Raw genomic sequence first — 15946 nt, forward strand, 5'->3', positions numbered from 1 at the left:
TCAGGACATGACTACTGATTCAACGATCTGGCCGAGCATTTCTTCAGCCTCGGACAGGAAAGTTTCATCGCGCGGGATCTGGAAGTGCCCGCAATCCAGCCATTCGCCGCCCATGCCCGGCTGGTCGAGTTGCGCCGCCAGCTCCAGTGCCTCGGCTTCGCGCCCCAAGGTCCACCAGCACGTCGGGTTGACGGTCAGCGGCGCACAGCGCTCAAGCTTGAGCGACAACTGCTTGAGCCGGCGCGCCACGCTGAACACCTGCGCCAGTTCTTCGGCACCCAGCGCCACATAAGTCGACGCCCCGCGCTCGGCGCTCATGGCACGCTGGAACAGCGCGCGCAGGTTGTGCGGCGTTTCCTCACCGTCGATAGACAAGTCCGAAGCGGCGTCCGGCAGCGTCACCTGCAGGAAATCGCGCAGGTCGGCTTGCCAGTCATCGACAGCCCCGGCGTCGACCGCCGCCGACGGCACGAAGCTGTCGACCAGCCCGACAAACTTGACCTGTTGCCCGGCCTGCTCCAGTTGCGCGGCGATCAACATCGCCAGAGTTCCGCCCAGCGACCAGCCCAGCAGGTGATACGGCCCCTGCGGCTGTTTCTGGCGAATCTGCGCCAGGTAATCACTGGCCATTTCCTGCAGCGAGGTGTCGTTGAACGCCGGATCCAGCAGCATCCGCGACTGAATCGCCAACAGCTGGCGTTGACCGCTCAGGCGCCGCGCCAGCGGCTCGTAGTCGAACACCGTGCCAAAACCGGCGTGGAGGCAGAACAGCGGCGCCACGCCCTTGACCTCGGCGTTCATCGCCAGCAACCCGGAGGCTTTTTCCGCCGTGCCCTGAACACTCGCTACCAGTTCGCCGATGCTCGGTTTCTGCATCAGATCGCGCAGTTTCAGGCTCAGGCCCTGAGCCTTGAGCACACGGCTGCGGGCCACCACTTGCAGGCTGAGGATCGAGTCGCCACCCAGTTCGAAGAAGTTGTCGGTGAGCCCGACCCGTTCGATTTTCAGCACCTCCTGCCAGATCTTCGCCAGGGCTTTTTCCAGCTCGGTGCGCGGCTCGACGTAGGCCAGGCGCTGTTCGGCGTCCGGATTCGGCAGGGCCTTGCGGTCAAGTTTGCCGTTCGGCGTCAGCGGCATGCGCTCAAGCACCATCAGGTGTGCCGGCACCATGTAATCCGGCAGGCTGGCCTTGAGTTGCTCGCGCAGACGCTCGCCCAAACCGTCGGCCGGCGTCTCGGCAGCGGCCAGTACGTAGCCGAGCAGTTGCTTGCCGCTGACACCCTCGCGGGCCACCACGGCGGCGTCACGCACGCCCGGCTGCTGCTTGAGGCGCGCTTCGATTTCACCCAGCTCGATGCGGAAACCACGAATCTTCACCTGATGGTCGATCCGCCCGAGGTAATCGACGGTGCCGTCGGCACGCTGGCGCACCAGGTCGCCGGTGCGGTACAGGCGACTGCCGTCGGCACTGAATGGGTTGGCAACGAAACGTTCGGCGGTGCCACCGGCACGCCCCAGATAACCGCGAGCCAACGCACCACCCAGGTACAACTCACCGGCAATGCCGGCCGGCAGCGGGTTGAGATCGCTATCGAGCACATAACCGCTGCGCTCGCCGACCACGCTACCGATCGGCGCATAGGCCGCGCCGCATTGATCGTCGACCGCGGCCTTCCAGATCAGCGGCGTGACCACCGTTTCAGTCGGGCCATAGCCGTTGATGATGTACTGCGGTTGCAGTGCGCGTTTGGCCAGCTCGAAGCTTGCCACCGGCACCGCGTCCCCGCCGAAACAGTAGATCCGTACCGGCGGCGGATTGCCGTGCTGTTCGGCGTATTCGGCCAGTTGTTGCAGGTACACCGGCGGGAACGCGGCCACGGTCACGCCGTGCTGATGCAGGGCGTCGTAGGTCTGTTCCGCAGTCCACAGGCTGTCGTCACGAATCAGCAAACGCGCGCCGTGCGTCAGGGTGGTCAGCCAGCGCTCATGCGCGCCGTCGAAGGCGAACGACATGAAGTGCAACTCGCAATCGGCCGCGCTCATTTCGTAACGCTGACCGATCGCCTGGCAGTGCATCGCCAGCGGCCCGTGCGCCACGCCGACACCTTTCGGCTGACCGGTGGAGCCGGAGGTGTAGATCACGTAAGCCAGGTTGCCCGGCTGCACCGCGACCTGCGGCGCCGAATCCGGCTGAGTGCGCAGATCCAGCTGATCGAGTTCCAGCACATGCAGGTTGGCCTGGGTCGGCAGCACCTGACGCAGACTCGAATCGCTGAGCAGCAAGGCGATGCCCGAATCGTGCATCAGATAACTCAAGCGCTCGCGCGGATAGGTCGCGTCCAGCGGCACGTAGCCCCCCCCGGCCTTGAGCACCGCCAACAACGCGACGATCATGTTTTCACTGCGTGGCAAGGCCACACCGACCCGCACTTCCGGACCGACACCTTCGGCGATCAGCGCATGCGCCAGACGATTGGCCCGCGCTTCGATCTGGCCGTAGCTGAAGGCTTGCTCATTGAAGATCACTGCGGTTTGTTCGGCACGCTGCGCGGCCCACCCGGCAATGCGCTGGTGCACCAGCGTGGTCTGCGCTTGCGCGACAACGTGCGGCGCGGGCGCGACTTGCCCGGTCGGCAGACCGATGCGTCCCAGCGCCTGCCCGGCGTCCTGAACCAGTGCGGTGAGCAGGCCTTCCATGTTGCTGCGGATGCCTTCCACGGTCGCCAGATCAAAATGTTCGCGCAGGAACATGTATTCGATCACCAACCCGTCTTCGAGGGTGACCATCAGGTCCATCGGGAAGTTGGTCAGGCCCGAGTTATTGATCTCGCCAAACTTCAGCGAATCATCGCGCCACTCGCGCAGCGCCTGATCGATCGGGTGGTTCTCGAACACGATGATGCTGTCGAACAGCGACTGCCCGGCACGCCCGCCCCAACGCTGGACGTCGGTCAGCGGGGTGTATTCGCGCTCGCGCATCTCCAGGTTGAAATCCTGCAACTCGCGCAACCAGGCGCCCACGGCCTGCTCGGCCGGCACGTCCTTGATCACCGGCAAGGTGTTGATGAACAGGCCGAGGATCGATTCCGACGCCGGCAGACTCGCCGGACGCCCCGCCACGGTGGCGCCGAACGCCACGCAACGCTGCCCACTGTACCGGCTCAGCAGCACCAGCCACGCGCCCTGCACCAAGGTGTTGAGGGTGACCTGCTGCGACTGGGCAAAGGCTTTCAACTGCTCGGTGCGGGTTGCGCCTAAACGGCTGTACAGCGCCTGGTGACCGCGACCACTGCCGGTGCGCGTCACCGCGTCCGCCAGATAGGTCGGCTCGTCGAGCCGGCTCAGGTGCTGACGCCAGAAACCTTCGCTGGCATTCGCGTCCTGCTGCTGCAGCCAGTTGATGTAACCGCGATACGGCACCGCTTCGGCCAGTGGTCGTCCGGAATACTGGCTCAGCACTTCACCGATCAACTGCGAACTGCTCCAGCCGTCGATCAGGATGTGATGGTAAGTCCAGATCAGCTGATAGCTGTGCTCGCCGACTTGCACCAGCGTCAGCCGTTGCAGCGGTGGCCGATCAAGATCGAAACCCTTGGCCCGCTCGGCATCCGCCAGGCCTTGCAAGGCTTCGGCCGAATGATCCTGCTCACGCCAGTCGAGCAGACTGAACGGCAACTGCGGATCGGCGAGCACGAATTGCAGCGGCTCGGCCATGTCCTGCCAGAGAAAACCGGTGCGCAGAATGTCGTGGCGACGGCTGACGGTTTCCCACGCGGCTTGCAGACGCAGCGGCTCAAGACCCTGCACCGGAACGCTCAACTGGTTGACGTACAGGTCCGATTCCGGCGAATTCAGGCCGAGGAACAGCATGCCCTGCTGCATCGGCGACAAGCGATAGAGCCCGTCGAGTTGCCCGGCCGGCAGTGGCAGTTGCGCGACTTGCGCCTCGCTCAAGCCGTGCAGCGGCAGGTCTATCAGCGCCGGCTCCGGCGCCAAACGCCCTTCGGCAGCCTGCACGCACAGGGCCAGCTGCTGAATGGTCGGTTGCTGGAACAGGTCTTTCGGGCTCAACTCCAGCCCTTGCTGACGGGCGCGACTGACCACCTGAATCGAGATGATCGAATCGCCGCCCAAGGCAAAGAAACTGTCTTGGGTGCTGACCTGCTCAAGGCCCAATACCTCTTTCCAGATCTCCACCAGCGCCTGCTCAGTGGCATTCGCTGGTTCGACATGCAACTGCGCGGCACTCAGCTCCAGTGCTGGCAGGCGCTTGCGATCGATCTTGCCGTTGGGGGTCAGCGGCAGCTGCGCCAGCCACAGGCGGTGGCTCGGCACCATGTAATCCGGCAGGGTCGCGCCCAGCCAGTTGCCGAGGGTTTGCTGCAGTGCAGCCTGTTGCTCGACGCTGGCCTCGATGATCGCCGGATCGCTCGGCACCAGATAGGCAATCAGTTGCTGACTGCCCGACACTTCGCTGGCCACGACCACCGCTTCACGCACGGCGGCATGCGCCAGCAGACGCGCTTCAATTTCGCCCAGCTCGATACGCAAGCCGCGAATCTTCACCTGATGGTCGATCCGGCCCATGTACTCCAGCTCGCCCTCCTCGCGCTGACGAATCAGGTCGCCGGTGCGGTACATGCGCTCGCCGCTGCCGACGAACGGATTCGGTACGAAGCGCTCGGCGGTCATCGCCGCACGCCCCAGATAACCGCGCGTGATGCCGGCGCCGGACAGGTACAGCTCGGCCGAAACACCTTGCGGCACCGCGTGCAGATCGGCATCCAGCAAATGACTGGCGCTGTAATCGAGCGCACGCCCGATCCGTGCCTGACCGCCAGCGCTGCGGCGGGTCCAGGTCGAATAAGTGGTGTCTTCCGACGGGCCGTACAGGTCGTAGACGTGCGTGACCGTCGACTGCTGATACAACGCCTCCACCAGCGCTTGTTTCAGCGGTTCACCCGCCAGATTGATGATGCGCACGCTTGGCGGAATCTGCCCGGCACGCTGCAGCGCGGCAATCGCCGACGGCACAGTGTTGATCAGACGCACCTGATCGCGAGCCGGCAGTTGCGCAAGCTCCAGTGCATTACGCGCGATGATCAGCGAACCACCGTTGGCGAGAGTGACAAACAGCTCCCAGACCGACAGGTCGAAGCACACCGACGTCGAGGCCAGCACGCCTTGGATGTCGTCGCGGCTGTAGACCCTGGCGGACCAGTCGATCAGCGCCATGACGTTGCGATGGGCAATCGCTACGCCTTTCGGCTTGCCGGTGGAACCGGAGGTGTAAATCACGTAGGCGAGGTTGTCCGGTTGCACCGAAGTCTGTGGCGCAACAGTCGAATAACCGCTCAACGAAACCTGATCCATCAGCAGCACTTGCGTATCGCCCGGCACGCTCAGGGTTGCGGCAACGGCCTGCTCAGTCAGCAACACCCGCGCACGGCTGTCTTCAAGCATGTAAGCCACGCGATCCGCCGGGTAATCCGGGTCCAGCGGGACATACGCACCGCCAGCCTTGAGCACCGCAAGCAAGGCAATCAGCAACTGCTCGGAACGCGGCATCGCCACGCCCACGCGCACTTCCGGGCCGACACCCAGCTCAAGCAGTTTGTGCGCCAGACGGTTGGCCTGCGCGTCCAGCTCGGCGTAGCTCAGTTGCGTATGGGCGAAGGTCACCGCCAAGGCATCCGGGGTCGCCGCCACTTGACGGGCGATGGCTTGATGGATGCACAGATCGGTGGAGAAGTCGGTATTCACCTGCGGGCTGTGCTCGATCAGGTTCAGCTCACTGAGCGAACGCTCCCCCGACTCGCTCATTTGCCCGAGCAAGCGCTGCAGATACCCGGCCAGTTGCACCACGCTGTGCGCGGCAAAGCTTTCGCACTGGTAGCTGAAGTGCATCGACAACTCGTCGCTCAAGTGCACCAGCAGCGTCAGCGGGTAGTTGGTCTGCTCATGATTGTGGATTTCACCGAAGCGCAGTTCTTGCGGTGCGCCCTGCGCCAGCGCCTCGGACACCGGGTAGTTCTCGAACACCAGAATGTTGTCGAACAGCGCCTCACCATTGCGTGCCGCCCAGCGCTGAATATCGAACAGCGGGGTGTGCTCATGCTCGCGCAAGGCCAGGTTCTGCGCCTGCACACTCTGCAACCATTCGCCAACGCTCGATGGCGACTGCGGGCTAGCGATGACCGGCAAGGTGTTGATGAACAGACCAATCTGCTGCTCGACCCCTTTGAGCTCAGCCGGACGCCCCGCCACCGTGGCGCCGAACGCCACGCACGGCTGGCCGGTCAGGCGCTGCAACAGCAGCAGCCATGCTGCCTGAATCAGCGTGTTGAGGGTGACTTTCTGCTGGCGCGCAAACTCGCCCAGACGCCGCGTCTGCTCAGCGTCGAGCACGCAGAAATGTTCTCCGTGGCCGTCGCGCGGTGCATCGCCGCGCTGCGCCTGCAGCGCTTGCGCGAGCAAGGTCGGCGCTTGCAGGTCAGCCAGTTGTGCGGTCCAGTAACGCTCGCTGGCCTGCACGTCCTGGCGCTGCAGCCATTCGATGTAATCGCGATAACGTCCGGCCAGTGGCGGCTGGGCAACCCCGCTGTAGCGCTGCAGGACTTCGCCAAGCAACTGCGAGTTGCTCCAGCCGTCCATCAGGATGTGGTGGTTGGTGTAGATCAAGTGGCAGCGCTGCTCGTCCAGACGCACCACGACCATGCGCAATAGCGGCCCCTGGCTCAGGTCGAAACCTTGCGCCTGTTCGGCAGCCGCCAGTGCATTCAGATCGCTGTGGCAATCGTCACGATCACGCCAGTCGAAGATGCGGAACGGCATGTCCAGTTGCTTGTGCACCACTTGCACCGGACGCGCCAGTTCACCCTGCCAGACAAAACTGCTGCGCAGGATGTCGTGGTTGTCCACCGCCGCTTGCCAGGCCTGCTGGAAGCGTTGCGGATCGAGGCCTTCGACATCGAGCCGGACCTGGTTGATGTAATCGCCGGTGGCCTGCTCGTAGAGGCTGTGGAACAACATGCCCTGCTGCATCGCCGACAGCGGATACACATCGGCGACCTGGCGTGGCGCCAGCGGAAACTGATCGAGCTGCGCCTGCGTCAGGCCGGCCAACGGGAAGTCCGACGGGGTCAGGCCTTCGATGCCCGGGGTCAGGCAATGGCCGATCAACGCTGCGAGTTCTGCAGCGTAATCTGCGGCCAGGGCTTCGATCACCGCGCCGTCGAAACGCTCGCGGCTGAACGTCCAGCCCACTCGCAGCTCGCCGCCATACACTTGACCGTTGAGCGTCAACCAGTTGCCCAGCGGCGCCTCCGGGCTCTGATCGAGGCCGGCGTTGTCCGGCGACGGCACGAACAGCGCAGCCTCGTCGCCGGCGAAACTGCCGTCGAACTGCCCAAGGTAGTTGAAGGTGATGCGCGGGCTCGGCAAGGCCTGCAGGCTCTGCTGTGCGCGGACATCGCCGAGGTGACGCAAGGCGCCGAAACCGATGCCCTTGTTGGGGATCGAGCGCAGTTGCTCCTTGATCTGCTTGATCGACTCGCCAAGCGTCTCTGCTGGTGTCAGGCGCACCGGGAACAGGCTGGTGAACCAGCCCACCGTGCGGGTCAGATCGACACCGTCGAACAGTTCTTCGCGACCATGGCCTTCGAGCTGGATCAGCGTCGAAGCCTGCCCGCTCCAGCGACCGATGACCCGCGCCAGTGCCGTCAGCAACAGATCGTTGACCTGGGTGCGGTACGCCGCCGGGGCCTCTTGCAGCAGTTGGCGGGTCAGCTCGGTGCCGAGCCGGGTTTGTACGGTCTGGGCCAGACGATTGTCCTGGCTGGCGTCAACGCGTTTGCACGGCAGATCGGTACTCACATCGCTCAGGCAGGCCTGCCAATAATCCAGTTCTGCCTGCAGTGCCGGGCTGTTGGCGTAGCGCTGCAAGTGCTCACCCCAGTCCTTGAAGGCACTGGTTCGGGACGGCAGGCTCAACGGCTGATCATCAAGCAGTTGCTGATAAGCGTTTTGCAGATCTTCCAGCAGAATCCGCCACGACACGCCGTCCACTGCCAGGTGATGAATTACCAACTGCAAACGCTGCGTGCCATCGGCGAGATTTGCCAGCACCGCACGCAACAACGGCCCGTGTTGCAGATCGAGGCTGCGCTGGGCGCGGTTACCCAAGGCTTCAAGGGCGGCAGCATCGGCCACGTCCTGCTGCCAGAGCAGGTTCTGCGGCAGCGCTTCGACCGCGCGGTGCTCGGCCTGCCACACGCCATCGCGCTGGGTGAAGCTCAGGCGCAAGGCATCGTGATGAGCTACCAGTGCGCGCAACACTTGCTCGAGTTTTTCAGCGTCCAGCGTCTGCCGCGGTTGCAGCAGTACCGACTGGTTCCAGTGGTGACGCTGCGGAATCTCGTCGGCGAAGAACTGCTGCTGGATCGGCAGCAGCAACGCTGCACCGCTCGCGGCTTGCTGATCAATCGTCGATTCGTCGCCACCCCACTGCGCGACCAGTGCCAGACGCTGTACGGTCTGGTGCTGGAACAAATCTTTGGGATTGAGGCGAATGCCGGCCTGACGGGCGCGGCTGACCACTTGGATCGAGATGATCGAGTCGCCGCCCAATTCGAAGAAGTTGTCGTGGATGCCGACCTGCGGCAGCTTCAGCACGTCTTGCCAGATCGCGGCCAGCCCCTGCTCCATCGCGCTTTGCGGCGCCTGATAGGTCTGCTGCGCCTGGCTGGCGTCCGGTGACGGCAAGGCATTGCGATTGAGTTTGCCGTTGGCGGTCAACGGCAATTGCGCCAGCAGCAACAGGTGCGCCGGGACCATGTGATCCGGCAGACTGGCCTTGAGTTCGGCGCGCACGCTGTCGCGCCACAGCGCCTGTTCGGCCGGGCTTGCGTCGAGCAGCGCGGCGTCGCCTGGCACCAGATACGCCACCAGTTGCTGACCGCTGAGGCCCGGCTGCGCCAGCACCACGGCCTGGCGCACGGCAGCCTGTTCCAGCAGTTGCGCTTCGATCTCGCCGAGTTCGATACGGAAACCGCGAATTTTCACCTGATGGTCGATCCGGCCGATGTATTCGATCACGCCGTCGGCGCGATAGCGCGCCAGGTCACCGGTACGGTACAGACGCCCGCCATCAGCGGCGAACGGGTCGGGAATGAAGCGCAGGCTGGTCAGATCCGCACGGTTCAGGTAACCGCGAGCCAGGCCGGCACGACCGACGTACAGCTCACCGATGCAGCCTTTGGCGACCGGATTCAGATCACCGTCGAGCAAGTACCAGGACAGATCGGGAATCGGTTCGCCGATCGGACTGCTGGCATCACGCTGCAAGTCGGCCAGCGAAATCGGCCGATAGGTCACGTGCACGGTGGTTTCGGTGATGCCATACATGTTGATCAGTTGCGGTGTCTGATCGCCGAAACGCTCGAACCACGGACGCAGGCTCTTGACCTCCAGCGCCTCGCCGCCGAACACCACGTAACGCAGCGCCAGTGCATGCGCCGTATGCTCCGGGGCGCAGGCCACTTGCATCAATTGCTTGAACGCCGACGGTGTCTGGTTGAGCACGGTGACGCCTTCGCGGCAAAGCAAGGCGAAGAAATCTTCCGGCGAGCGGCTGACCTCGTAAGGCACCACCAGCAGTTTGCCGCCGTACAGCAGCGCCCCGAAAATCTCCCACACCGAGAAATCGAAGGCGTAGGAATGGAACAGGCTCCAGACATCCGTGGCGCCAAAATCGAACCACGCATCCGTGGCCTCAAACAGGCGCAGCACGTTGCGATGGGCCAGCAACGTGCCCTTCGGCTGACCAGTGGAACCGGAGGTGTAGATCACGTAAGCCAGGTTGTCCGGGCTCATGCGTACGTGCGGATTGCTGTCGCTGTAGCCTTCCAGACCGTCACGTTCCTGATCGAGCATCAGGCTGCGCAGCGAATCCGGCACCGGCAGACGCCCCAGCAGATGACTCTGGGTCAGCAGCAAGGCGATGCCGCTGTCGCCGATCATGTAGCTGAGGCGTTCTTCCGGATACGTCGGGTCCAACGGCACATAGGCGCCGCCGGCCTTGAGGATCGCCAGCAGGCCGACCAGCATGTCGAGGCTGCGCTCCACCGCCAGACCGACGCGCACGTCCGGGCCGACGCCGCTGGCAATCAGCTTGTGGGCCAACTGGTTGGCGCGACTGTTCAGTTCGCCGTAGCTCAGGGACTGCCCGGCACAGCTCACGGCAATCGCTTGCGGGGCGCGGGCGGCTTGTTGTTCGATCCGTTGATGCAGGCACTGCTCGCTCGGGAAATCGCGGATGGCCGGGTTCCACTGCTGCAAGGTCGCCGCGCGTTCGGCCGCGTCATGCAGCAGCAGTTCGGCGATGCGCTGAGCGCAGTCGGCGACGATGCCTTGCAGCAGACGGGTCCAGTGTTGCGCCAGGCGTTCGATGGTCTCGACGTCGAACAGGTCGGTGGCGTAGGTCAGCTCGGCCCAGACGTTGTCGCTCGATTCAAACGTGTTCAGGGTCAGGTCGAACTGCGCGGTACTGGACGCCCACGGCAAGCCTTCAATCGCCAGTTTTGGCAGACGCGTGGCGCCCTGCGCCTGACGCACCTGGCTCTGGTGGTTGTGCATTACCTGGAACAGCGGGCTGTGGCTGAGGCTGCGCTCCGGTTGCAGCGCGTCGACCAGTTGCTCGAACGGCAGATCCTGATGCGCCTGCGCGCCGAGCACGGTATTTTTCACTTGTTGCAGCAGGCTGCGGAACGTCTGCTGACTGTCGAACTCGGCCTTCAGAACCTGGGTGTTGACGAAGAAACCGATCAGGCCTTCGGTCTCGACCCGGTTGCGGTTGGCCACCGGCACTCCGACGCGAATATCGGCCTGACCGCTGTAGCGATGCAGCAAGGTCTGGAACGACGCCAGCAACAGCGCAAACAGCGTAACGTTCTCGCGCTGCGCCAGTTGCTTGAGCGCGGTGGCCAGTTCGCGGCTCAGCGGGATATCGCGACGGGCGCCACGATAGCTCTGCTCGGCTGGACGCGGCCGGTCGGTCGGCAACTCCAGCAGCGGTTGATCACCATCGCCGAGTTGTGCGGTCCAGTAGCTCAATTGACGCTCGCGTTCACCGGCGTCCATCCACTGTTTCTGCCACACGGCATAGTCGGCGTATTGCACCGGCAGCACCGGCAATTGCACGCTCTGGCCCTGGCTGTAGGCGGCATACAACGCCACCAGCTCATCGACCATGACATTCATCGACCAGCCATCGGCGACGATGTGATGCAGGGTGATGACCAGCGCGTGGTCATCGGCGGCCAGACGCAGCAGTTTGACCCGCAGCAACGGGCCTTGCTGCAGATTGAACAGGTGCAGGGTTTCGGCGGAGACCAGCGCTTGCAGCGCCGCCTCGTCGAGATCCGCCGCCACGTCCTGCACCTGCAGATCGAGCGCGCCGTGAGCCTGGATCACTTGCAGGGTCTGCCCCTGCTGCTCGACGAAGCAGGTGCGCAGGGATTCGTGGCGCTCGATCAGCGCGTCGAAGCTGCGCTGCAACGCCGGCAGATCCAGCTCACCGCGCAGACGCAACGCCGCCGGCAAGTGATAAGCGGTGCTGGTCGGTTCCAGTTGCCAGAGGAACCATTGACGTTCCTGAGCATAGGACAGCGCCAGCGGTTGCAGGCGTGGCAAGGCAACAATCGGCGGCTCCCGGTGCGCCTGATCGACACCCAGCGCGGCGACGAAGTCTTCCAGCGTGCTGTGTTCGAACAACGTGCGCAGCGGCACCTGCACGTTCAGCGTCTGACGCACCCGCGAGACCACTTGCGTGACCAGCAACGAGTGGCCGCCCAGTTCGAAGAAGTTATCGCTCAGGCCCACGCGATCAAGCTTGAGCACCGCTTGCCAGATCTCGGCGACACTGTGCTGAGTGGCGGTTTGCGGCGCGAGGTAAGTCGATTGCAGCTGGCTGGCGTCAGGTGCCGGCAAGGCTTTGCGGTCGACTTTGCCGTTCGGCGTCAGCGGCAGTTGCGCGAGGAACAACAGGTGCGCCGGCACCATGTATTCCGGCAGCTCGGCCTTGAGGCTGGCTTTCAATGAGGCGCGCAGTTCGACTTCAGCAATAACGTCGGCGGTCGGCACCACATAGCCGACCAGTTGCGGGCCGGTCGGGCCGTCCTGAGCGACTACCACGGTTTCGCGCACGCTATCGAGGGCGAGCAAACGCGCTTCGATCTCACCGAGTTCAATCCGGAAACCACGGATTTTCACCTGATGGTCGATCCGCCCGATGTACTCGATCACGCCTTCGGCGCGGTAACGGGTCAGGTCGCCGGTGCGGTACAGACGCGCGCCGGTTTTCGAAAAGGGATCCGGGACAAAACGTTCGGCGGTCAGGCTCGGGCGCTGGAAGTAACCACGAGCGAGGCCGTCGCCGCCGATCAGCAATTCCCCCGGGGCGCCGAGCGGATTGAGCTCAAGGTCGCTGCCGAGGATGTACAACGCGGTGTTGTCGATCGGCGTGCCGAGGAATGGACGGCTGCTGTCCGCACTCAAGGCGTGCTGCGCCGACCAGATAGTGGTTTCGGTCGGGCCGTAGAGGTTCCACACGCTCGGCGTCAGTCCGAGCATGCGTTGCGCCAGTTCCTGCGGCAGCGCTTCACCGCCACAGAGGAACGTGCGGCCCGCCAGGATTGGCGCCTGTTCATTGTCCAGCAGCATGCGCCAGGTCGAGGGCGTGGCTTGCAGCGCCGTCACGCCATGACGCGCGATCAGTTCGAGCACCGCTTGCGGGTCTTGATGCACGTCCTTGCCGGTCAGCACCACACAGGCACCGGCCAGCAATGGGCCGTAGATTTCCAGGCCGAAAATATCGAACGAGAACGTGGTCAGCGACAGCATGCGATCGGCGGCACAGATGCCCGGCTGCTTGATCATGCTCGCGACAAAATTGCTCAGCGCCGCGTGGCGCACCATCACGCCTTTCGGTTTGCCAGTGGAACCGGAGGTGTAGATCGTGTAGGCCAGATGCTCGCCATTGACTGCCACTTCCGGCGCGGTCTGTGGATAAGCCGCCAGCCACTCACGAGGTTGATCCAGCAGCAGCGTTTGCACGCCCGGTGGGATCGGCAGCTGCGCCTGCAAATGGCTTTGGGTCAGCAGCAATTGCAGGCCGCTGTCCTCGATCATGTAGGCCAGGCGATCCTGTGGATACGCTGGGTCCAGCGGCACATAAGCACCGCCGGCCTTGAGGATCGCCAGCAGGCCGACGATCATTTCCGCGCTGCGCTCGACGGCGATGCCAACCAGTTGATCCGGGCCGACACCGGCCTCGATCAGCTTGTGCGCCAGTTGACTGGAGCGGGCATCCAGCTCGCCGTAGCTCAGCACGTCTTCGCCGATGATCAGGGCAGTGGCCTGCGGCGTTTGCTGTGCACGCCGGGAGAAATCCTGCTGCACGCATTCGGCTTGCGCAGTGCGGTCGGCGCTGCGCAACCAGTCCTGCAACAGCACGCCGTGTTCGGCGCTTTCCAGCAACGGCAATTCGCCGACGCGCTGGCTCGGCGCGGCGACGATGCCACGCAGCAGGTTCTGCCAGTGACGCGCCAGACGCTCGACGGTTTCAGCTTTGAACAGATCGGTGGCGTAGGTCAGCTCGGCGGCAAAGCCGTCGCTGGACTCGTAGGTATTCAGCGTCAGGTCGAACTGCGCGGTGCGCCCTTCCCACTGCACATCCTCAACACTCAGCTGCGGCAACTGCGCCGCGTTGCGGCCCTGATCACGGCTGGTCTGGTGGTTGAACATCACCTGGAACACCGGGCTGTGGCTCAGGCTGCGCTCCGGTTGCAGGGCTTCGATCAATTGCTCGAACGGCAGGTCCTGATGCGCCTGCGCATCCATCGCCGCCTGCTTGACCTGAGCCAGCAACTGGTTGAACGGCAACTGCCCGCTGACCTCGGCATTCAGCACCTGCGTGTTGACGAAGAAGCCGATCAGGCCTTCGGTCTCGACACGGTTGCGGTTGGCGGTCGGCACCCCGACGCGAATCTGCGCCTGACCGCTGTAGCGATGCAGCAACGCCTGGAACGACGCCAGCAACAGCATGAACAGGCTCGCACCTTCGCGCTGCGCCAGCTGTTTGAGGGCGTCACCGAGGTCAGCCGGCAGGTTCAGTTCCAGCCGCGCACCGCGCAGGCTTTGCACGGCCGGACGCGGGAAATAGATCGGCAGCTCCAGCACCGGCTGCTCGCCGCCCAGGGTCTTGACCCAGTAGGCCAACTGGCGCTCACGCTCGCCCGCTTCCAGCCAGTGCCGCTGCCAGATCGCGTAGTCGGCGTACTGTATTTCCAGTTCCGGCAGGCTCAGCGGCTGCCCGGCGGTGTCGGCGGCGTAATGCTGGATCAGCTCGTTGACCAGGACTTTGATCGACCAGCCATCGGAGATGATGTGGTGCTGGATCAGCACCAGTACATGATCGTTCGGTGCCACTTCGAGCAGCGCCACCCGCAACAGCGGACCCTGCTGCAAATTGAACGGGCGCGCGGTTTCGCTTTCGACGAAGGCCTTGATCGCGGCGTCTTCCCCGGCGGCGTCGAGGCCCTCCGGCAATGGCGTCAGGCTGATGCTCAGCGGCAGCTGCGGATGAATCACCTGGCAAAAGCTTTCACCCTGTTCGGCGAAAGTGGTGCGCAGGCTTTCGTGGCGCGCCGCCACGGCGTTGAAGCTGCGCTCCAGCGCCGACACATCCAGCCGGCCCTTGAGGCGCAGGGCGCTGGGGATGTGATACGCGGTGCTGTGCGGGTCCATTTGCCAGAGGAACAGTTGCCGTTCCTGAGCGTACGACAGAGGAATCGCCGCAAACCCGGAACGTGTTTCCGGGATCGGCAGGTTGGCCGGAGAGACGCCCTCTTCGAGCATCTTTTCCAGATACAGCTTACGTTTGTCCAGCGGCAGAGTGATAAAGCGCTTGGCTACCCTCAAAGCAACACTCTTGTCCATCAGACTTCCTCCATATCGTCAAGCAGGGCTTCCAGCTTGCTCAGTTTCTGTTCGTTGATTGCCCCGCCTCCTGTATCGAGTCGAGCGACAAAATCGCTCAGGACGGGGTGCTGGAATAACAGTTGCGGGGTCAGCGTCAGGCCCAGTTCAAGGGCCATGCGCGACACCACGTTGACCGCCAGCAGCGAGTGCCCGCCGAGTTCGAAGAAGTGATCGTTCAGACCGATGCGTTGCACTTCGAGCACTTGCTGCCAGATCGCCGCGACCTGCTGCTCAAGCTCACTGTGCGGCGCGACATACGCGGCCTGCATCTGGCTGGCATCGACCGCCGGCAGGGCCTTGCGGTCGAGTTTGCCGTTGGGGGTCAGTGGCAACTGCTCAAGGAACAGCAGGTGCGCGGGAATCATGTAGTCAGGTAACGAAGACTTGAGGCCAGTCTTTAGTCCCTCGCGCAGTTGGCGCTGCGCGTCCCCGTCGTGCATCTCCAGTTGCGGAGCGACCACATACGCCACCAGTTGCGCGCCGGTGTCGCTTTCGACGGCCAGCACCGCCGCTTCGCTGACTGCCGGTTGCGCGAGCAATCGCGCCTCGATCTCCCCCAGTTCGATGCGGAATCCACGAATTTTCACCTGATGGTCGATGCGGCCCATGTACTCCAGCTCGCCCTCCTCGCGCTCTCGAATCAGGTCGCTGGTGCGGTACATGCGCTCGCCGTTGACGACGAAAGGATTCGGCACGAAGCGCTCGGCGGTCATCGCCGCACGCCCCAGATAACCGCGCGTGATGCCGGCGCCGGACAGGTACAGCTCGGCCGAAACGCCCTGCGGCACTGCGTGCAGATCAGCATCCAGCAGATGGCTGGCGCTGTGCTCGAGCGCGCGACCAATCCGCGCCTGGCCACCAGCACTGCGGCGGGTCCAGGTCGAATAGGTGGTGTCTTCCGATGGGC

The 15946-nt window shown here is 63.9% G+C and carries 2 protein-coding genes (1 of these 2 cut by a window edge); both read right to left on the reverse strand.

What is annotated here, in order from left to right; genetic code table 11:
- Positions 1-14997 (reverse strand): non-ribosomal peptide synthase/polyketide synthase, encoded by a 14997-nt coding sequence (locus VLA07_RS22635; protein WP_333991451.1) that lies wholly within the window; start codon positions 14995-14997, stop codon positions 1-3.
- Positions 14997-15946: the 3' portion of a non-ribosomal peptide synthetase gene (locus VLA07_RS22640; protein ID WP_333991452.1), read on the reverse strand. Its footprint extends 11371 nt past the window's final position; the window shows 950 of its 12321 coding nt (coding positions 11372-12321); its start codon lies off the right edge, out of view; its stop codon occupies positions 14997-14999. Before VLA07_RS22640 ends, VLA07_RS22635 begins: the two co-directional genes overlap by 1 nt.

This window comes from Pseudomonas sp. S3(2024), from assembly GCF_036861315.1.
GTDB lineage: Bacteria > Pseudomonadota > Gammaproteobacteria > Pseudomonadales > Pseudomonadaceae > Aquipseudomonas > Aquipseudomonas putida_A.

Bases quoted from the DNA above. Each gene is read 5' to 3' on its own strand.
- VLA07_RS22635 (WP_333991451.1), bottom strand. From the start codon at position 14,997: ATGGACAAGAGTGTTGCTTTGAGGGTAGCCAAGCGCTTTATCACTCTG.